This is a genomic window from Pseudooceanicola sediminis (assembly GCF_003575965.1).
Lineage (GTDB): Bacteria > Pseudomonadota > Alphaproteobacteria > Rhodobacterales > Rhodobacteraceae > Pseudooceanicola > Pseudooceanicola sediminis.
Map to the genome: position 1 here is coordinate 277,721 of NZ_QWJJ01000001.1, position 19,485 is coordinate 297,205.

Below are 19,485 nucleotides of genomic sequence, written 5' to 3' on the forward strand. Positions count from 1 at the left end.
GCCTACTGCTTGCCCGGGGTCAGAAACGACCGGTCGCTGCCAGCAAGCACGAAATCGACAATCGTGCGGACGTAATCGCTTTCGGTTTCGTCACCCAGACGGCGCGCGCGATCCTGAAACGCGCCTTCGCCCTGCGCCAGCATCTGAAACGCGGCCCGTAGCGCGGTGATGTCGGAGCGCGCAACGCCCCGCCGTTTCAACCCCACCAGGTTCAGCCCGTCGAGTTTGCCGCGGTCGGCTTGCACAAGGCCGTAGGGGATCACGTCGTGGGTCACCATGGTGACCGCGCCGATGATGGCGCCGCGCCCGATCCGCACCCATTGATGCACGCCAGAAAGGCCACCGATGATCACTTCGTCGTCGATCACGCAATGCCCGGCCAACGCCGCATTGTTGACGATGATGACGTTGTTGCCGACCTGACAGTCATGGGCGACGTGGCAGCCGGCCATGAACAGGCCGTCGTCGCCAACGCGGGTCACGCCCCCACCCCCTTCGGTCCCGGCGTTCATGGTGACATGTTCGCGGATGCGGTTGCGCTGACCAACGACCAGCCGTGTCTTTTCGCCCTTGAACTTGAGATCCTGCGGGATGCCACCGATGACCGCAAAGGGATGCACCAGCGTGTCGGCGCCGATCTCGGTCACGCCCTGAACCACCACATGGCTCATCAACTCGACATTCGCGCCGATGCTGACTTCGGCGCCGATGTGGCAGAACGGGCCGATCCGCGCGCCATCGCCGATCGTGGCACCGTCTTCGACCAGGGCCAGCGGGTGAACGATCGCTTCGTGACTGATCGCCATCGGCTCATCCCTCCGCCGGTTGGTCGATCATCGCCATGAATTCGGATTCACAGGCCAGCTCGCCTTCGACGGTTGCGACACCGCTGAATTTCCAGACCTTGCCACCGGGCTTGCCACGCAGCGTTTGCACGCGCATTTCCAGCACATCACCGGGCACGACCATGCGACGGAATTTGCTTTTCTCGATCGACATGAAATAGATCAGGATATTCTTGTCCTCGAACCCCAGTGTCGCCCCGACCATCACCGCCGCCGTCTGCGCCATCGCTTCGATGATGGTGACCCCCGGCATGATCGGCTTGGCCGGAAAATGCCCTTGGAAATGCGGTTCGTTCATCGTGACATTCTTGATGCCGAGCGCGGAGGTCGTGCCGTCGATCTCGACCACCTTGTCCACCAGAAGGAACGGATAGCGGTGCGGAATGATGCGAGTGATGCGATTGATGTCGGCGCTTTGGAGCGTCTCGGTCATGCTGGTCTTTCCTCGTGCGCAAGGAAGGGTCTGTATGCCCTTCTGGTCTGGATTGTCCCTAGCAAGTCAGCCGCCGTGCGGCAAGCATACTCGGGGTCAGGCGCAACCGCGCGGGCACCCTGCGTTGCCCGTTCAGGCACCGGGGCAACACCCAGCGTGGTGCAGGTTGTCAGGGAGAGGTCGGCGACGGCGGTGCAGGCGTGTCACCCTGCGGCGCTGTGCCATTCGGGGCATCATCGGCCGGGGCATCATCTGCCGGGTCGGACGGGACCGGTTCATCTGGGGTCGCGTCGGCGTCCGGGTCGGTTTTGACAGCGCCGTCTTCGTCCAGAAGCGCCGCGTCGATGCGTTCGATCGCCTCGTCCGTGATGTCGACGATATCGCGCGCGACAAAGACGCTGCGCTGTTCAAGGATCACGGCGGCCCCTGCTTCCTGCATCAATGAATTGAGCACCGGTTCCGCCGCTTTGAGAAAGGCGCGTCGGGCCGCATCGCTGTCCTGCCCCAGCGTCTTGGTCATTTCTTCACGTTCGCGGCGGATATCCGTCACCTTGGCATCGAATGCCTCGGCCATGACGCGAAACTTTTCGGGGTCCGTCTTGGGGCGCAGATCGGTCAGACGACGCTCTTCTTCGGCCAGCTCTCCTTCGATCCGGCGGTTGTCGGCGGCGATCCTGCTTGCCTGCGCCTCGATCTTGCTGGACAGGCGGGCACCATAGCGGCTGTCGGAAAACAGGCGTTCGCTGTCGACCGTCAGGATCGGAGACCGGGGCAAGCCGCTGAACGACTGCGCCCCGGCAAGACCCGGCAAAAGGCTGAGCCAGGCGGCGATGACAATGGTCAGCAGCCGGGTGGCACGCATCCCCTGCTCCTAGAAATCAGTGCGAATGGAGAGGTCGAAGCTCTGCTCGCGGTCGTAGGTTTCTTTCTGGAGCGCCTTGGACCAGTTGAACCGAAGCGGCCCGATGGGGGTATCCCAGAACACGGAAATGCCGATGACCTGACGGATCGGACCATCTTCATACAGCACGTTGGAGGAGCTTTCATCAAGCCCCCAAGACGTGCCCACATCGTAGAAGACGCCGCCGCTGATGCCGTATTCCTCTGGCAGGCCGAGGGGGAATTCCATGTCGAACTGGGCGACGGCAAAGGCGGTACCGCCAAGGGCATCATTATAGGACCCTTCGGAGTATTCGCGCGGCCCGATACCGTTGGGAGAGAAGCCGCGCATGTAGGAGCCGCCGATCAGGAAACGGTCGGTCACCAGTGAGGAAGACGATCCCAGCGTCTGGATCGAACCACCGCGCAACGTGGCGCGCAGGGTCACTTCCTCGTTCAGGACCTTTTTCTGCGCCACGGCGCGGGCCATGCTGCGGATATATTCGATGTCGCCACCAACACCGGCGAAATCCTGGCTGAATTCCAGCAGGACGCCCGCATTCGGGTTCAGGCCGGTGACCCGCGTGTCATAGCTGTACTTGTAACCAAGCGAGGACGAGTATTCGAGGTCACGGTCCGCCTCGGCCTGCAGCAGCGGGCCGATGGCCGTACCGCTGTTGGAGGAAATATCCGTGCCCTTGATGGTGTAGTTGAAGTTGAGCGTCGACTTTTCGCCGGCAGGAAAGGTCAGACCTGTGGAGATCACGCCCTGGGTCGTGTCATAGGCGGCGTAGTCGGATTCGGTTTCTTCGTAGCTGCCGCTGAGATCGAACTTGAGATCGCGGCCCAGAAAGCGCGGTTCGGAAAAGCGCAGGCTGTAGATGCGGTCGGACGAGGCGCCGGACACCGTCAGGCCGACCGACTGGCCGCGCCCGAGGAAGTTGTTTTCCTTGAAGCTGATCGCCAGACCGAAACCATCGGTTGTGGAATAGGTGCCACCGAAGGATAGTGAGCCGGTGGTGGTTTCGTCGACGTTCACATCGACGATCACCTGATCGCTGGAGGAGCCTTCGCGGGCATTCACCTGCGCGTCGGAGAAATATCCCAGGGCGCGGATGCGTTCGGCGGATTCACGGATTTCGCGCGGATTGAAGGGATCGCCCTCGACCGTGTTGAATTCGGCCCGGATGACCCGGTCCAGCGTGGTGGTGTTGCCTTCGATGTCGATGCGTTCGACAAAGATGCGCGGCCCGCGTGTCAGCACGAAATCCACGTCCAGGGTCATGTCGCGGTCATTGCGGGTGACACGAGGTTCGACGCGCAGGAAATCCAGACCGTTGCGAATGGCCAGTCGTTCGATGCGGGCAATCGAGTTCTCGATCAGGCTGGGGGAATAGACCGTGCCCGGCTTGATGTTCAGCGCATCGCGATAGACGGCACTGTCGACGCCTTCGTATTGGCTGGTCGCGCTGATCTTGCCCAGGCGGAATTGCTGCCCCTCCTGCACGTTGAAGGTGACGAGGTAGCCATCCCGTTCCTGCGACAGCTCGGCGTTCACACCGGTGATGCGAAAGTCGACGTAGCCGCGCGATTGATAGAAATCCTTGAGCACCTGCTTGTCGAACTCGACCCGGTCAGCGACGAAGGTGTCGTTCTTGAACAGGACGCGCAGCAGACCGGCCTGCTTGCTTTGCAACACCTGTCGCAGACGACGATCAGAATATTTCGTGTTGCCGACGAAGGAGATCCGCTCAACCTCGGTCACACCACCTTCGAACACCTCGAAGACCAGATCGACCCGGTTGTCGGACCGGCGGATGATGCGCGGCGTTACCCGCGCCGCCAAACGGCCCTGCGCCGCGTAGGCCTGCGAAATCAACGCAGCGTCCGCTTCGGCCTGGGATGGCGAAAACACCTGGCGCGAGGTCGATTTCACGATTCCGGTCAGCACCTCGTCCTTGATACGCTTGTTGCCCTCGAAGTTGACGACGTTGATCGTGGGGAATTCAGTCACCTTGATGACCAGTGTGCCACCGCTCGGCGTCAGTTCGACGGTTTCGAACAGGCCAGAGGCCACGATACGCTGGTAGGCTTCGTTCAGGGAGCCGGCATCCGTCGCCTCGCCCCGCGCGATTCCCGCGTAGGACAGGATCGTCCCGGTGGGGATGCGTTCATTGCCCTGAACGGTCACCGAATTGAAACTGTATGTCTGGGCGACTGCGACCGTGGGATACACGGCGTAAGCACCTGAAAGAAAAACGAAACTGCTGAGGATGGTAGACCCCAGGACCGTACGGGTGCGATCCATGCTGGCAGCCCCGATTTTAAAGTACTTGTTCATGCGCCAGACCCACTCAGACATCCTATTCAAGACGTGAGTATCGGGAAAGAAACCACTTGTCAAAACGCCATGGCGCCCAATCGGTTGTGGGTCGCGGTGCTGCGCATGGCCGATGTAGTTTCCAGCAGGAATGGCCGATCCGCGCTGCCGGGGCCGGTGAAAATCCGCCTATGTCATCGCAATTCAGGCCCGCCGCCTGCGACATGCAGCCGGCGGCCAACACGGGATGTTCAGGGGCAAAACACGTCGTTCGTAAGGGCGAACAGCATGACACCCAGCACGATGGTCAGACCCGCGAACATCAGCACACGCAGCGCGCGGTCGGAAGGTGGACGCCCCGCGACGGCTTCGTAGGCATGAAACACCAGGTGTCCGCCATCCAGCACCGGCACCGGAAACAGGTTCAGCAGGCCGACGCCCGTGGACAGTGCCGCTACGAACCACACAAAGCTGACGACGCCCTGACTTGCCATGGCGCCCGACGTCTTGGCGATGCCGATGGGGCCGGTCATGTTGCACGATGAAATCGCGCCGGTCGCGATATGATACAACCCTGAAAGAGAGCTGACGATGACCTGCCAGGTCTGCACCAGACCGCCCTGGATGCTGTCGAGGACGCCGACTCGGGTGGTGGCCAGTTCGAACGCCATTCCACCGGCGATGCCGATCCGCCATTCCGTGCGGAACCCACCCGCGGGATCGGGTTCGTCGACGCGGCGCGGTGTCAGGGCGAATTCCAGGGCGGTATCGGTGCCCGGACGCCAAACGTTCAGCAGCAAAGGCGCGCCGCTGGACGCTTTGACGCTGTTCTTCAGTTGCTCGAACGAGAAGATGGAGGTTCCGTCGACCGCAGTGATCACGTCGCCCTTTTCCAGCCCGATATCGTAGGCGGCCGAGTTCGGCGACAGCTGCGTGATGATCGGCGGATAGGGATAGGGACCGGGTACGGTGATTTCCCTGCCCTCGCGGGTGACGGCATAGTCCAGCACGGGTGCCATGGGAAGGGTGTCGCCAAACTGGCTCATCGCGGTGGCATCGCTGAAATCTGGAACGGCGACGCCACCGATGGCACGGATTTCGTCGCCCGCACGCAGATCGGGTTGTTGCGCCGCGCCCGCAACGGCGGGCAGCGGACGCATTGCTCCGACCGCCATCGGTTCCGCCACGTCGCCACGCGCAAACAACAAGACGGCAAACAGCACCGTCGAGAGGATGAAGTTGAACACCGGGCCGGCCGCGACCGTCGCAGCGCGCGCCCAAAGGGGGGCTCCCTGCATTGTCGCGCGACGGTCCTGCGCGCTCATCGCGCGGATTGCCTCTCCGTCGCTGCCCGCCGAGGCTGCATCGGCATCGCCAAGGAACTTGACGTAGCCACCGAAGGGCAGCGCCGCGAATTGCCAGCGTGTGCCGTGCCTGTCGACGCGCGAAAACAGCACCGGCCCGAAGCCCAACGAAAACACCTCGGCCTTGATGCCCGAGACGCGGCCGATGATGTAGTGACCGTATTCATGGATGGCGACGATGATCGAAAGGGCGACCACGAAAGCCAGCAGGGTATAAAGCGTACTGCCGAACTCTGGCAAAAAATTCATCAACTCATCCCTGCATTGGCTGTGGTGGACACGCATTCGCCCGCGTATGTTCGCGCGATGTGATCCACCGCCATGACGTTATCAAGGGTGAAATCCGCATCGATCAAGGCCACGTCCGCATCCAGACGATCAAGAACGCGCGAGACGAGCTCGGCCATCTGCATGAAACCGATACGCCGGTCGATGAAGGCATCCAGCGCCACCTCCTTGGCCGCGTTCATCGCGGCGCCGGACATTCCGCCGCGCTGCATCACGCGCTGAGCGATGGCAAGCGCAGGATAGCGGGCGGGATCAGGCGCGCGGAACGTCAGGCTGGCCACGCGGCCCAGGTCAAGACGTTCTACTGGCAGGTCGACCCGCTCGGGCCAGTTGAGCGCATAGCCGATGGCATGGCGCATATCAGGTGCGCCGAGGTGAGCGAGGATGCCACCATCGACATGCCCGACCAGCGCATGCACCAGGCTTTCGGGATGGACAAGCACCTCTATCTGGTCCGGTTTCAGACCAAAGAATTCTTTGGCTTCAATGACTTCCAATGCCTTGTTGAACATCGAGGCGCTGTCGATCGTGATGCGCTGTCCCATGTCCCAGTTCGGGTGGGTCGCGGCCTGTTCCGGCGTGGCCCGCGCCAGCGCGTCGAGCGGCCAATCCCTGAATGCCCCCCCCGAAGCGGTCAAGATCACACGTTCGACGCTGTCGATGCTCTCCCCTTGCAGGGCCTGGAACACGGCGGAATGTTCGCTGTCCACCGGCAGCAGGGTTGCATCGTGACGCGCAGCCTCGGCCAACACAAGCGGCCCGGCGCAGACCAGGCTTTCCTTGTTCGCCAGTGCCAGCGTGGCCCCGTTTCGCAGCGCCGCCAGGCCCGGCGCCAACCCTGCGGCACCAACAATGGCCGACATCACCAGATCGGCCGGACGGCCGCCAGCCTCATGAAGTGCCTGTGTGCCTGCCGCTGCCTCGATCCCGCTGCCAGACAGGGCGGCGCGCAGATCCTCCAGGTGCGCCTCGTGCGCGGTGACGGCGATGCGGGCGTTCAGAGCGACGGCATCGCGGGCCAGCTGTGCGATGTTGTGGCCACCGGTCAGCGCCTCAACCGCAAAGGCCTCGGGCCGCCGGGCGATCAGGTCAATGGTACTCTGCCCGATAGACCCGGTGGCCCCGAGGATGGAAATGCGTCGCATGGTTTATCCTACGATGAAGAACAACCCCGTCCAGGGTCCGGTGATCAGCAGCATCAGCGACGCGCCGAGCATCCCGTCAAAGCGATCGAGCAGGCCGCCATGTCCGGGAATGAGGTTCGAGCTGTCCTTGATCCCGACGCGGCGTTTCGCGGCACTTTCGGCCATGTCCCCCATCTGCGAGGCCATCGACAGCGCAACCGAGATACCCGCCATCTGGATGCCTTCACCGGTCCAGATGCCGAAAATGACACCGATGACGGCCGCCGCGACCCAGCCTGCCGCAGTGCCCGACCACGTCTTTTTCGGGCTGACGCGGGGCCAGAACTTTGGCCCGCCGATCAGACGACCGGCGAAATAGCCCGCCACATCGGTCACAACCACCACGGCCACCAGCCAGCCCAGCCAGATGATGCCCTGGTCATCGCGCAGGCGTACCATCCCGTAACCGGACAAGAGGATCATGGCGCAGAATGTCAGGAACATCGTGCGCCGATGCGGCACCAGCGAGATCCCCACCATCGACGGTGCTAGCAGAAACGGCAGCGCCAGCCCCCCCGGCAGATACAGCGACAGCGCCAGGCAAAGACCGGCAATGCCGCCCATCTGCAACGGCATCGCGCGATTTTCGGGCGCGATCATGCGCGCCAGTTCCCACACCATGCCGCCCGAAACCAGGGCAATGGACAGGCGGAACCAATGCCCGCCGATCCAGATCAACGTCATGCCGATCAGAACCATAGCCACACCGGAGATCATGCGCGGCGCAAGATCGGACCAATTGCGTTGTGCCATCACTCAGCCTTTCGCGCCGCCAAAGCGACGATCGCGGCTGGCATAGCTGGCAATCACTTCGGCCAGCACACCAGGGGTAAAATCGGGCCATAGCGTGTCGATGAACTCATACTCTGCATAGGCCGACTGCCAGAGCAGGAAATTCGAGATCCGCGCCTCTCCGCTGGTGCGGATGACCAGGTCGGGATCGGGCAACACGCATGTGTCGAGGTATCTCGGCAGGGTTTCTTCGTCGATCGCCCCCGGATCCAGCCGCCCGGCAGCGACATCTTCGGCCAGCCGCTTGGTGGCGCGGGCCACCTCGTCGCGACCGCCGTAGTTCAGGGCGATTGTCAGGTTCGTGCCCGTGCACCCCGATGTCATTTCCTCAAGCTCGTCCATCAACAGCTGGAGCTTGGCGTCAAGACCGGGACGATCACCGATGAAGCGCACACAGACATTGCGCGACCGAAGCGCGCGCGCTTCCTTGCGGATGTAGGACCGAAACAGGCTCATCAGACCGGCAACCTCGATCTGGGTTCTCTTCCAGTTCTCGGTCGAGAACGCAAAGATGGTCAGGTATTCGATGCCCAGACCGGGGCAGGCCTCGACGATCTCTCGCACACGACGCGCACCCGCGTGGTGGCCAAACAGACGCGGCCGCCCCCGCATTTTCGCCCAGCGTCCGTTACCATCCATGATGATAGCGACATGGCGCGGTCCCATAGCGGGAACGGTGGCTTCATCCTGCGCCATATGCACTCCCCTTCATGGCCACTGCCCCCCGGTCGCAGACTGCGCGCGAACCGGGGCGTGGCGTGTCCTATCAGACCTGCATGATCTCGGCTTGCTTCGTCTCGAGCGCCTCGTCGACCTTGGCGATATAGGCGTTCGTCAGATCCTGCACTTCCTGCTCCCAGAATTTCTGGTCGTCCTCGGACAGACCATCGGCCTTGGCCTTCTTGATCTTGTCCATGCCGTCACGGCGCAGGTTGCGCACGGCAACGCGGCAATGTTCGGCATATTGCGCGGCGACCTTGGTCAGTTCTCGGCGGCGTTCCTCGTTCAGCTCCGGGATCGGCAGCATGATGATGGTGCCATTCATCTGCGGGTTGATGCCCAGGCCGCTCTCGCGGATCGCCTTTTCGACCTTGTTCACAAGGCCCTTGTCCCAGACGTTGATCGTAACCATGCGCGGTTCAGGCACGTTGACGGTGCCGACCTGGTTGATCGGGGTCGGGCTGCCGTAGGCATCGACCATGATCGGCTCCAACATCGAACCGGAGGCCCGGCCAGTGCGCAACGAGGCGAATTCGGTTCTGAGGCTGGAGATTGCGCCGTCCATGCGCCGGGACAGGTCGTCGGTATCCAGCTCGAAATCATCGGCCATTTGTCATTCCCTCAAGTCGTCTTATCCGGTGCATCTATATCGTCACCGGGCAGAGTTTGTATAGACTGCGGCCCACGAATTGCACGCAGGCCGGGTGCGGTGCACAAGGCGCAGCGATGATCGCGACGCCCAGCCGCCCCACTTCGTGTCGACGTCGGCTTATTCCTGCACCTTGGTATAGGTGCCCTGCCCCGCAAGGATGCCACGGAACCCGCCCGGCTCGTCCAGCGAAAAGACGATGATCGGCTTGCGGTTGTCGCGTGCCAGCGCGATTGCCGATGCGTCCATGACGTTCAGGTGCTGCGCGAGCACTTCGTCGTAGGTCACCGTGTCATAGCGTTTGGCGTCTGCGTGCTTCATCGGATCCTTGTCGTAGACGCCATCAACCTTCGTGCCTTTGAAGATCGCCTCGCAGGCCATTTCGTTTGCGCGCAGCGTCGCCGCAGTGTCGGTGGTGAAATAAGGGTTTCCCGTTCCGGCGGCAAAGATGCAGACGCGCTTTTTCTCAAGGTGACGCACGGCGCGACGGCGAATGTAGGGTTCGGCCACTTCATCCATGCGAATGGCGCTGATCACGCGGGTGAACACCCCGATCTCCTCAAGCGAGGATTGCATCGCCAGCGCGTTCATCACCGTTGCCAGCATCCCCATGTAATCGGCTGTCGTGCGTTCCATGCCCTGCGCCGATCCGGCCAGGCCGCGAAAGATATTGCCGCCACCGATGACCATGCAGATCTCGACACCCAGGTCGCTGACCGACTTTACCTCTCGGGCAATCCGTTCGACAGTGGGCGGATGCAGGCCGTAGCCTTGCGGACCCATCAGAGCCTCGCCTGAGATTTTCAACAAGACCCGCTTGTAGGTGGGCTCCTGAACACTTTCGGCCATGTTGCACTCCTGCGTGACGGGGTAATAGGATCGGGCGCAAAATGTCTGAAAAGCCGGTCAGGTTCAATGCGCGAAATGGCCTGACCGAGAGGAGAAAGAGCGTTTTGCAGATCAACCGGGTCCAGGGCCTTTCCGTAGAACGCCCGATACTTATCGCGGGACCGACCGCGTCGGGAAAATCGGCGCTGGCCATGCGGATCGCGGCACAGGATGGCGGCGTCATCGTGAATGCAGATGCCATACAGGTCTATGCCAACTGGCGGGTGCTGACCGCGCGGCCCAGCCAGGCCGATGAAGATGCCCATCCCCACAGGCTGTTCGGTCATGTCGCGGCGGATCATTCCTATAGTGTCGGGGAGTGGCTGCGTGAGGTGGAGAGCCTGTTGCAAGGACCTGATCGGTTGATCATCATCGGGGGCACGGGACTGTATTTTCGGGCGCTGACCGAAGGTCTGGCGGAAATCCCACCGATTCCCGCGGCGGTGCGGTCTGCGGGTGATGCCTTGCGCGAACAAGGGGCCCTGGCGCAGATGCGCGAAGAGATCGACCCGGCAAGCGCGGCGCGTATCGACATGGCCAACCCGGCGCGGGTTCAGCGCGCCTGGGAGGTGCTGCGCGCCACCGGTCGGGGCATCGCCGCATGGCAGGACGCAACCCCTGCCCCGTTGCTGCCCGACAGTGCCACCGAGCGACTGGTTCTGGATGCGCCCAAAGACTGGCTGAGCCCGCGCATCGAGAACCGCTTTGACCTGATGCTGGCGCAGGGCGCGCTGGAGGAAGCGCGTGCCAATCTGCCGGGCTGGGATCCTGCGCTTCCATCAAGCAAGGCGATCGGTGCCCCGGAGCTGATCGCGCATCTGCGAGGCGAGATGACGCTGGACGCCGCGCGCGAGGCTGCCGTCATCGCCACGCGCCAGTTTGCCAAGCGCCAGCGCACGTGGTTTCGCGCCCGCATGACAACCTGGACCGCCATAACGCCCTGATATCGTCGGACCGCCGCCACCCCGCTTGATTGACCCGGCGCGGCGACCCGTGCACCCATGACAGCTGTGTCGCCGTTCCTTCGCTTTCCTTTGGTACAAGGCGAAAACGCGCGACATGCCGTGCCCCGAAATAGGCTGGAAATACCCCTGTCATACTGCCACGCTACCCCTGCGAAACCCCGCGACACGCGGCTTTCGGCTTGCGCTTTCGGACATGTCGCATTTGAATTGCACCAATGTCGTTTTCAGGTCCGCGAATGGCGACACGCGAATTGACCTGCCGCCCGTTTGCGTGCGCAATGCAAGAACAGAAACGGTCCGCACAAGACGGTCCGAAATAGACAAGGACATCGCGCCGAAAGGACCTAGATCCCCGGCATGAGAATTTGAAAGTCACAGGGAGAATAGCATGACGTATCGCAATACACCGCTGGGGCGGGTTCACCCGGCGGCCAGCATGTACGCCGATGAATTCAAGGCAGGCAAGCTGAGCCGCCGTGAATTTCTGACCCGCGCCTCTGCACTGGGCGTCGCCACGACAACCGCCTATGCCCTTGGCGGCATCGCACAAGAGGCACAGGCCCAGACAGCCGAGCCGAAGATGGGGGGCACGCTGCGCATGAACATGCAGACGCGCGCATTGAAGGACCCCCGCAGCTATGACTGGTCGGAAATGGCCAACTTTTCGCGCGGCTGGCTGGAGTACCTCGTCGAGTACCAGAAAGACGGCTCCTTCGACCCGATGCTGCTGGAGAGCTGGGACGTAAATGACGACGCCACCGAATACCTGCTGCATGTGCGCCCGGGCGTGACATGGAATAACGGTGATCCCTTTACCGCAGAAGACGTGGCATTCAACATCGCGCGCTGGTGCGAAGCCAATGCCGAGGGCAACTCCATGGCATCGCGCATGTCGTCGCTGATCGATGAAGAGACGGGCATGGCGCGGGATGATGCGATTACGGTTGTCGACGACCAAACCGTCAAGCTGGTCTGCTCGGTGCCCGACATCACGATCATCGCGAACTTTGCCGACTATCCCGCAGCCATCGTGCACCAGAGCTACGATGGCGGCGATCCGTCGGAAAACCCCATCGGCACCGGCCCCTTCCTGCCCGAAGCCAACGAGGTTGGCGTCAAACAGGTGCTGATCAAGAACACCGATCACGACTGGTGGGGTACAGGTGCCTATCTGGACCGGATCGAATTCATCGATTTCGGCTCCGACATGGCGTCGTGGGTGGCAGCGGCGGATGCCGACGAGATCGACATGACCTACCAGTCAACCGGCGAATTCATCGAAGTGCTGACGGCGATGGACTGGAAACAATCCGAGGCGATCACTGCCGCGACGCTGGCCATCCGGTTCAACCAGACCAACGCACCATATGACGACGTCAAGGTGCGGCAGGCACTGACCATGGCCGTCGACAACGCCGTTGTTCTGGAACTTGGCTATGCGGGCTATGGCACCGTCGCGGAAAATCACCACGTCTGCCCGGTACACCCCGATTATGCCGAGATCCCGGCAATCCCGACCGACACCGAAAAAGCCCGCGCAATGCTGGAAGAGGCAGGACATGCCGATACGGTGTTCGAGCTGATTTCGATCGACGATCAGTGGATTTCCGAAACCTGCGACGCGGTCGCGGCCCAGGTGCGCGATGCCGGTATCAACATCGAACGCAAGATCCTGCCCGGTTCGACATTCTGGAATGACTGGCTGTCCTACCCGTGGTCCGCGACCGACTGGGCCATGCGTCCACTGGGCGTTCAGGTGCTGTCGCTGGCCTACAAGTCAGGCGTGCCGTGGAACGAATCCGCGATGTCGAACCCGGAGTTCGATGCGCTGCTGGCCGAGGCCCTGTCGATCGCCGACGCCGACAAGCGCAAGGACGTGATGGCCAAGCTGGAGCAGATCATGCTGGATGAAGGCGTGATGATCCAGCCTTACTGGCGGTCTCTCTACAACCACGCCAAGCCCGAGGTGATGGGGGCAGACATGCACCCCTCGATCGAGCTGCATCACTACAAATGGTGGATCGACGCCTGATCCCGCTGCCGGGGCCGCCGCTGACAGCTGGCCCCGGCGATCATAGTGCTTCCACCTCCTGCGGACGCCAGAACAATAAGGGGCCATCGATGCCCCACCGCCACTGACAGGGATAGTGTATGATCTTCTTCCTCTTGCGACGGACGGCGACGATGATCCTGACGGCCCTGTGCCTCAGCTTCATCGTCTTCTACCTGACCAATCTGCCGCCGAACCTTGAGAAGGTCGCTAAATTTCAGGGCAACAGCCGGATGACCGACGAAGAGGTCGCACGCTGGCTGGATCATAATGGCTATACCCGTCCGACCTACGTCCGCTACGGAGAGTGGCTCGGGGTCGTGCCCGGATGGACAGACGAGCGCGACGGCACGACAACCGGGCGCTGCATCGGGACAGGAGAGAGCGCCGACACCGCGCCACGGTTCTGCGGCATCCTGCAAGGCAACTGGGGCCGCAGTACGGTGTTCCGCGAGGATGTCAGCCATATCGTTGCGATCCGGCTGGCGCAGACCGGCAAGCTGATGTTCTGGGTGATGCTGATGATGGTGCCGATGGCGCTGCTGATCGGCGTTCTGGCCGGCATGCGAGAGGGGTCGAAGCTGGACCGCGCGTTGTCGACGGTTTCCATCATGACCACGGCGACACCGGAATACGTCTCGGGGGTGATCCTGATTGCCGTGTTTGCCTCCTCTGCCGTGGGGCTGAAATGGTTCAAGGGCACGGCGACATCGGCCATGGATGGCGCGAATTTCGAGAATTTCTTTCTGCCGGTACTGACCATCGCGCTTTATGGCACGGGCTATGTCGCACGGATGACGCGGGCGTCGATGGCCGAGGTGATGACGGCACAATACGTGCGGACCGCGCGCCTGAAAGGCGTGTCGTTTCGCAACATCGTGCTGAAACATGCCCTGAGGAATGCCCTGATTGCCCCCTTCACAGTGATCATGCTGCAATTTCCATGGTTGCTGAACGGAGTGGTGATTGTCGAAACGTTGTTCAATTTCAAGGGGCTGGGCTGGGCTTTGGTTCAAGCCGCCGGGAACAATGACATCGACCTGCTGCTGGGCATTTCGGTGGTTTCGGTGATCGTGGTCCTGGTGACGCAGCTGATTTCGGATATCGGCTATGTCTACCTGAATCCGCGCATCCGGATGTCCTGAGGAGGATCGAAACCATGGAAGACCTGTCCTGGGGCGCGATCATTCTGCGCATCCTCATCCGCTTCATCCCCGTGTGGATCGCGTTGGCTGTTACATTCGGCCTGTCGATCGCCTTCAAGCGGCGGCTGGGCCTGTATGGCAAGCTGTTCGACAATACCATCGGCGCGGTGGGTTTCGGGCTGGTGATGTTCTGGGTGTATACGGCACTGGCTGTGGGACTGTTCGACTGGATCGTGACGCATGATCCACTGTCGGCGGCGACCGGCATGAAGAACAAGCTGCCCGGCACCCCGCTCCGCGGCGCCGCCGAGGGGGAATATCCCTATTACCTGCTGGGTGGCGACACGCTGGCGCGGGATGTGTTCAGCCGGATGATCGAGGGCGCCTGGGTGGTGATCCGCATCGCGCCGCTGGCGACACTGTTTTCCTTCATGGTCGGGATCACGCTGGGACTGCCGGCAGGCTATATCGGCGGCAAGCTGGACACCGGGTTGAGTTTTCTGGCCAACCTGATCCTGGCGTTTCCCGTGATCTTGCTGTTCTATCTGCTGGTGACACCCGAAATGGTCGAAACCGGCATCCCGAGCTACATGGCCATCGTGCTGTTCCTGTTTCCCATCGTTTTCCTGATCGTGCTGATCAATGCACGGTTCCATACGCAGCCCACACGGCGCAATATCATCCTTGTGGTGCTGCTGGTCGTGTTGGGCTGGTTGTATCTGTCGTTGATTTCGGACCCGATAACGGTGGTGCGGTTCTGGCCAAGCGAGCTGGATCTGTTCAACGTGCCGGCCGGGATACTGGTGGTGTTCGTCTCGGTCGTCTTCGTCAACGCGCCAACCGTGTTTCGCATCGTGCGGGGGCTGACGCTGGACATCAAGACGCGCGACTACGTGGCCGCGGCCCAGACCCGTGGCGAGGGCCCATGGTACATCATGTTGTGGGAGATCCTGCCAAACGCGCGCGGGCCGCTGATCGTCGATTTCTGCCTTCGCATCGGGTATACGACGATCTTGCTCGGTACGCTGGGTTTTTTCGGACTGGGCTTGCCCCCCGAGAGCCCGGACTGGGGCAGCACCATCAACCAGGGGCGCAAGTTGCTGTCGATCTATCCCCATGCCGCAATCGTGCCCGCCGTGGCGCTGCTGAGCCTTGTGCTGGGCCTGAACCTGTTGGCAGACGGGTTGCGGGAAGAAAGCCTCAGGGACTGATTACAGGTTCCGGACCGGGGGCCAGCCCCCGGACCCCCGGGATATTTTGCAACAGGGAAACCAGGGCAGACCTGCCCGCCGCGATTGAAACAGGGGCCCACAAACCCCGGGAGAGGTGTCATGGACGACGCGTATGACGGACCCATTCTGGAGATCGACAACCTGTCGATTTCCTTTTTCACGCGGCTGAGAGAGATCCCGGCGGTCATGGATTTTTCCGTTTCCGTACGCCCTGGTGAGGCAGTCGGGCTGGTCGGGGAAAGTGGCTGTGGCAAGTCGACGGTAGCTTTGGGAGTGATGCAGGATCTGGGGGTGAACGGCAGGGTCGTCGGAGGGACGATCAGGTTCAAGGGGCGCGATCTTGGCGCGATGAGCGACGGCGAATTGCGGGCAATCCGCGGCAGCGAGATTGCCATGATCTATCAAGAGCCGATGGCCAGCCTGAACCCCGCGATGCGCATCGGCCAGCAGTTGATGGAAGTGCCGATGATCCATGAGGGGATCGGCGCGAAAGAGGCGCGGGCAAGGGCGCTTCAGGTGGTGACGGATGTCAAGCTGCCCGACCCCGAGCGGATCCTGAAAGCCTTTCCACACCAGCTGTCGGGGGGCCAGCAGCAGCGCATCGTCATTGCCATGGCGCTGATGTCGAAACCCGCCCTGTTGATCCTGGACGAGCCGACGACGGCGCTGGACGTGACCGTGGAGGCCGCCATTGTCGAACTGGTGCGGGATCTTGGCAAGAAATACGGAACATCAATGCTGTTCATCAGCCACAACCTTGGCCTGGTGCTGGAGACCTGTGACAAGATCTGCGTGATGTATTCCGGCGAGGCGGTGGAGCGTGGGTCGATCGGAGATGTCTTCGACAGCATGCGCCATCCCTATACACAAGCGCTGTTCCGGTCCATTCCGCTGCCCGGGGCCGACAAGACAGCGCGACCGCTAAAAGCCATTCCGGGCAATTTCCCCCTGCCGCATGAGCGCCCGCCCGGGTGCAACTTCGGCCCCCGTTGCGACTATTTCGAAGCTGGACGATGTGATGTGCAGGACATTCCGATGGCGCCTGTCACAGGCGACGCGGCGCATACCACGCGGTGCCTGCGACATGACGAGATTGACTGGCACGCCGATTATGGCGCGGGCACGCAGAACACCAAGGGCGAGATCGGGCGCACGGTGCTGAAGGTTCAGGATCTGAAGAAATATTACGAGGTCGCGGCCTCGGCTTTGTTTGGCCGGGGCGAAAGGAAGGTCGTGAAGGCCAATGAAACCCTGAGTTTCGAGGCCCGCGAAAGCGAGACCCTGGCGATTGTCGGCGAGAGCGGTTGCGGCAAGTCCACCCTGGCCAAGGTGCTGTTGGGGCTGGAAACAGCGACCTCTGGCACGATTCTGCTGGATGATCGCGAAATTCAGAACACGGCGATCGAAAAGCGCGGGGCCCGCACGATTGCAGATGTGCAGATGGTGTTTCAGAACCCCTTTGACACGCTGAACCCGTCGATGACCGTGGGACGGCAGATCACCCGCGCGTTGGAGGTTTTCGGCATCGGAGACAGCAACGCGGCCCGACGGGAGCGAATGCTGACGCTGCTCGACCTGGTGAAACTGCCGCGCGCCTTTGCCGACCGCATGCCGCGACAACTGTCGGGGGGGCAAAAGCAGCGGGTCGGGATAGCACGGGCCTTTGCAGGTGGTGCACGGATCGTGGTGGCGGATGAACCGGTTTCGGCGCTGGACGTGTCGGTACAGGCCGCTGTGACGGATCTGCTGATGGAAATTCAGCGCGAGGAAAAGACCACTCTGCTGTTTATCTCTCATGATCTGTCGATCGTGCGCTATCTCAGCGACCGCGTGCTGGTCATGTACCTTGGCCATGTGGTCGAGATCGGGACAACGGATCAGGTCTTTGCCCCGCCCTATCACCCCTACACCGAGGCCCTTTTGTCTGCCGTGCCGATTGCCGATACGACAGTTGAAAAGGCACATATCGTGCTGGAGGGGGATATTCCCTCTGCGATGAATCCGCCGACCGGATGCCCGTTTCAGACGCGGTGTCGCTGGAAATCCATGGTGCCGGACGACCTGTGTGACCGCGAGGTCCCCCCCCGCCGCACGATTGCCGACGGGCATGAAATCAAGTGCCACCTGGCGGATGCACAGTTTCAGCAGATGGAACCGGTCATCAGGACCGCAGCAGAGTGATCTGCGGCCCCTGCCCAAGGCGTGCCGGCGGCCTGATTTCGCAGCGGTGATCTGAGTGCGGGAAAGTGCGGGCGCGTCTCAGCCGCCCCAGATGACCTTCACGTAGTTCTGCGTTTCGGCATAGGGGGGGATACCGCCGTACCGCTTGACCACTTTCGGACCCGCGTTATAGGCGGCAAGCGCCAGGGGCCAGGAACCGAATTCACGGTATTGAAGCGCCAGGTATCGCGCGCCGCCGTCCAGGTTTTCATATGGATCACTGGCATCGACGTTGAGGACGCGGGCGGTGTCAGGCATCAGCTGGGCCAGACCGAAGGCCCCCTTGACGGATTGCGCCGTTGCGCTCCAGCCGCTCTCCTGCTGCACGAGCCGCAAAAAGAGCCCCTCGGGCACCCCATGCCGCCGAGCGGCCGAGCGCGCCATGTCCAGGTACGGACCGTTGTAACGACCTTTGTAGAGGGCCGTGCCCCATTTGGTCGGTGCTTCGAAAGCCTGAGGTTGCAGGCGGACCGAGGCCGAATATTGCTGCGCGGAGCGGGTGTCGAGAACCCTTGTCTGTGCGCTGAACTGTGCCTTGCGCGCCTTGGAGGCCAGAACGTCCGCGGAAACCGCTATCGGCAGGGCAAGCGCCATCGCCGTGGCGCAGAACAAAATGTGCAGCTTCACCCGCATCCCCTTTTACCTGTCCCACCCGCCATCCCCCCAAAGGACATCGGGTCATCGTTTTCGGCGTGCACCTTAGCGCGGAGGCTTGAAAAATTGCACCCCTTTACGTCAACATCGGCAGCGGCCCGCCCATCGTGCCCGACGGGAGATATTTTCAGGGAACTTTTCTGAAACTTTACCTTTCGTCGTCGCTCTGTTGTAACCCTGCAAACGGCTGCTGCGGATTCGCGGTCTGCCATATGGTTTAACGGATACGCTTTTCGAACGAAGGGGAATTGCGACATGGCTGGATCTGTCAACAAGGTCATCCTGATCGGCAATCTGGGGCGCGACCCCGAAGTGCGGAACTTTGCCAATGGCGGCAAGGTCTGCAACCTGCGGATTGCCACGTCCGAGACGTGGAAAGACCGCAACAGTGGCGAACGCCGTGAGCGGACGGAATGGCATTCCGTCGCCATCTTTTCCGAACCCCTGGTGCGCGTCGCGGAACAATACCTGCGCAAGGGATCCAAGGTCTATATCGAAGGCCAGCTTGAAACCCGCAAGTGGCAGGATCAAAGCGGCGTCGACAAGTATTCGACCGAAATCGTGTTGCGCCCCTTCAAATCCGAACTGACCATGCTGGATGGCCGTAACGAAGGCGGCAGCGGCGGTGGCGGCGGTTCCTTTGGCGGCGGTGGTGGCGGTGGCTACGATGACCGTGGTGGTTCGGGTGGCGGCTATGACGACCGTGGCGGCTCGGGCGGCGGCTACGGTGGCGGCAGCGGCGGTGGCGGTGGTACCCCCAACCGCGATATCGACGACGAAATCCCGTTCTGATCGGCGGCCGGCGCCGCCCATAGCATCCAGTCCAGCAGGGTCAGAACAACAAAGACCGGCGCTGC

General features: G+C 61.9%; 17 protein-coding genes. 6 read left to right on the forward strand and 11 right to left on the reverse strand.

The annotated features are described in order from the left end of the window. Nucleotides 1-2 precede the first annotated feature (2 nt). The 10 genes from lpxA to pyrH form a co-directional block, all read right to left on the reverse strand. Entirely contained in the window at nucleotides 3-806 is an 804-nt protein-coding gene (lpxA, locus tag DL237_RS01270; RefSeq protein WP_119397194.1) for an acyl-ACP--UDP-N-acetylglucosamine O-acyltransferase, read from the reverse strand. A 4-nt stretch (nucleotides 807-810) separates the two neighbouring features. After that, the gene (fabZ, locus tag DL237_RS01275; protein ID WP_119397195.1) at nucleotides 811-1,278 is read right to left on the reverse strand and encodes a 3-hydroxyacyl-ACP dehydratase FabZ; all 468 of its coding nucleotides are present in this window, start codon (nucleotides 1,276-1,278) and stop codon (nucleotides 811-813) included. Nucleotides 1,279-1,447: 169 nt separating this feature from the next. Further along, a complete protein-coding gene (locus DL237_RS01280; RefSeq protein WP_119397196.1) occupies nucleotides 1,448-2,140 on the reverse strand; it encodes an OmpH family outer membrane protein in 693 nt (230 codons plus the stop codon). A gap of 9 nt (nucleotides 2,141-2,149) precedes the next feature. Continuing rightward, complete coding sequence (bamA, locus tag DL237_RS01285) at nucleotides 2,150-4,498, reverse strand: outer membrane protein assembly factor BamA (RefSeq protein WP_119397197.1); 2,349 nt, start codon at nucleotides 4,496-4,498, stop codon at nucleotides 2,150-2,152. 230 nt (nucleotides 4,499-4,728) lie between these two features. Further along, nucleotides 4,729-6,090, reverse strand: coding sequence for an RIP metalloprotease RseP (gene rseP, locus DL237_RS01290; RefSeq protein ID WP_119397198.1), 1,362 nt, complete (start codon nucleotides 6,088-6,090; stop codon nucleotides 4,729-4,731). After that, a complete protein-coding gene (dxr, locus tag DL237_RS20685) occupies nucleotides 6,090-7,274 on the reverse strand; it encodes a 1-deoxy-D-xylulose-5-phosphate reductoisomerase (RefSeq protein WP_149884160.1) in 1,185 nt (394 codons plus the stop codon). The genes rseP and dxr overlap by 1 nt, the downstream gene beginning before the upstream one ends. A 3-nt stretch (nucleotides 7,275-7,277) precedes the next feature. Beyond that, entirely contained in the window at nucleotides 7,278-8,066 is a 789-nt protein-coding gene (locus tag DL237_RS20690; RefSeq protein ID WP_149884159.1) for a phosphatidate cytidylyltransferase, read from the reverse strand. Between the two features lie 3 nt (nucleotides 8,067-8,069). Continuing rightward, nucleotides 8,070-8,801 (reverse strand): polyprenyl diphosphate synthase, encoded by a 732-nt coding sequence (uppS, locus tag DL237_RS01300; RefSeq protein ID WP_119397199.1) that lies wholly within the window; start codon nucleotides 8,799-8,801, stop codon nucleotides 8,070-8,072. Nucleotides 8,802-8,871: 70 nt separating this feature from the next. After that, nucleotides 8,872-9,435 (reverse strand): ribosome recycling factor, encoded by a 564-nt coding sequence (frr, locus tag DL237_RS01305; protein WP_119397200.1) that lies wholly within the window; start codon nucleotides 9,433-9,435, stop codon nucleotides 8,872-8,874. A gap of 159 nt (nucleotides 9,436-9,594) precedes the next feature. Then, entirely contained in the window at nucleotides 9,595-10,323 is a 729-nt protein-coding gene (gene pyrH / locus DL237_RS01310; protein ID WP_119397201.1) for a UMP kinase, read from the reverse strand. A gap of 41 nt (nucleotides 10,324-10,364) precedes the next feature. On the opposite strand from pyrH, the gene miaA reads away from it, so the two are divergent. The 5 genes from miaA to DL237_RS01335 all read left to right on the forward strand — a co-directional run bounded on the left by miaA (nucleotide 10,365) and on the right by DL237_RS01335 (nucleotide 17,935). Continuing rightward, a complete protein-coding gene (miaA, locus tag DL237_RS01315) occupies nucleotides 10,365-11,306 on the forward strand; it encodes a tRNA (adenosine(37)-N6)-dimethylallyltransferase MiaA (RefSeq protein ID WP_119397202.1) in 942 nt (313 codons plus the stop codon). 409 nt (nucleotides 11,307-11,715) lie between these two features. Beyond that, a complete protein-coding gene (locus tag DL237_RS01320) occupies nucleotides 11,716-13,359 on the forward strand; it encodes an ABC transporter substrate-binding protein (RefSeq protein WP_119397203.1) in 1,644 nt (547 codons plus the stop codon). Between the two features lie 119 nt (nucleotides 13,360-13,478). Further along, nucleotides 13,479-14,522, forward strand: coding sequence for an ABC transporter permease (locus DL237_RS01325; RefSeq protein WP_119397204.1), 1,044 nt, complete (start codon nucleotides 13,479-13,481; stop codon nucleotides 14,520-14,522). A gap of 14 nt (nucleotides 14,523-14,536) precedes the next feature. Continuing rightward, complete coding sequence (locus tag DL237_RS01330) at nucleotides 14,537-15,733, forward strand: ABC transporter permease (protein ID WP_119397205.1); 1,197 nt, start codon at nucleotides 14,537-14,539, stop codon at nucleotides 15,731-15,733. A 120-nt stretch (nucleotides 15,734-15,853) separates the two neighbouring features. Beyond that, nucleotides 15,854-17,935, forward strand: a complete 2,082-nt coding sequence (locus DL237_RS01335; protein WP_119397206.1) for a dipeptide ABC transporter ATP-binding protein — start codon at nucleotides 15,854-15,856, stop codon at nucleotides 17,933-17,935. A gap of 78 nt (nucleotides 17,936-18,013) precedes the next feature. Here the strand turns inward: DL237_RS01335 and DL237_RS01340 are convergent, their stop codons facing one another. Beyond that, nucleotides 18,014-18,607 carry a lytic transglycosylase domain-containing protein gene (locus DL237_RS01340; RefSeq protein WP_149884158.1) on the reverse strand — a complete coding sequence of 198 codons (594 nt, stop codon included), beginning with the start codon at nucleotides 18,605-18,607 and terminating at the stop codon, nucleotides 18,014-18,016. Nucleotides 18,608-18,883: 276 nt separating this feature from the next. On the opposite strand from DL237_RS01340, the gene ssb reads away from it, so the two are divergent. Then, entirely contained in the window at nucleotides 18,884-19,420 is a 537-nt protein-coding gene (gene ssb / locus DL237_RS01345; protein WP_119397207.1) for a single-stranded DNA-binding protein, read from the forward strand. Nucleotides 19,421-19,485: the final 65 nt, after the last annotated feature.

Bases quoted from the DNA above. Each gene is read 5' to 3' on its own strand.
- lpxA (WP_119397194.1), bottom strand. From the start codon at position 806: ATGGCGATCAGTCACGAAGCGATCGTTCACCCGCTGGCCCTGGTCGAA.
- fabZ (WP_119397195.1), bottom strand. From the start codon at position 1,278: ATGACCGAGACGCTCCAAAGCGCCGACATCAATCGCATCACTCGCATC.
- DL237_RS01280 (WP_119397196.1), bottom strand. From the start codon at position 2,140: ATGCGTGCCACCCGGCTGCTGACCATTGTCATCGCCGCCTGGCTCAGC.
- bamA (WP_119397197.1), bottom strand. From the start codon at position 4,498: ATGAACAAGTACTTTAAAATCGGGGCTGCCAGCATGGATCGCACCCGT.
- rseP (WP_119397198.1), bottom strand. From the start codon at position 6,090: ATGAATTTTTTGCCAGAGTTCGGCAGTACGCTTTATACCCTGCTGGCT.
- dxr (WP_149884160.1), bottom strand. From the start codon at position 7,274: ATGCGACGCATTTCCATCCTCGGGGCCACCGGGTCTATCGGGCAGAGT.
- DL237_RS20690 (WP_149884159.1), bottom strand. From the start codon at position 8,066: ATGGCACAACGCAATTGGTCCGATCTTGCGCCGCGCATGATCTCCGGT.
- uppS (WP_119397199.1), bottom strand. From the start codon at position 8,801: ATGGCGCAGGATGAAGCCACCGTTCCCGCTATGGGACCGCGCCATGTC.
- frr (WP_119397200.1), bottom strand. From the start codon at position 9,435: ATGGCCGATGATTTCGAGCTGGATACCGACGACCTGTCCCGGCGCATG.
- pyrH (WP_119397201.1), bottom strand. From the start codon at position 10,323: ATGGCCGAAAGTGTTCAGGAGCCCACCTACAAGCGGGTCTTGTTGAAA.
- miaA (WP_119397202.1), top strand. From the start codon at position 10,365: ATGTCTGAAAAGCCGGTCAGGTTCAATGCGCGAAATGGCCTGACCGAG.
- DL237_RS01320 (WP_119397203.1), top strand. From the start codon at position 11,716: ATGACGTATCGCAATACACCGCTGGGGCGGGTTCACCCGGCGGCCAGC.
- DL237_RS01325 (WP_119397204.1), top strand. From the start codon at position 13,479: ATGATCTTCTTCCTCTTGCGACGGACGGCGACGATGATCCTGACGGCC.
- DL237_RS01330 (WP_119397205.1), top strand. From the start codon at position 14,537: ATGGAAGACCTGTCCTGGGGCGCGATCATTCTGCGCATCCTCATCCGC.
- DL237_RS01335 (WP_119397206.1), top strand. From the start codon at position 15,854: ATGGACGACGCGTATGACGGACCCATTCTGGAGATCGACAACCTGTCG.
- DL237_RS01340 (WP_149884158.1), bottom strand. From the start codon at position 18,607: ATGCGGGTGAAGCTGCACATTTTGTTCTGCGCCACGGCGATGGCGCTT.
- ssb (WP_119397207.1), top strand. From the start codon at position 18,884: ATGGCTGGATCTGTCAACAAGGTCATCCTGATCGGCAATCTGGGGCGC.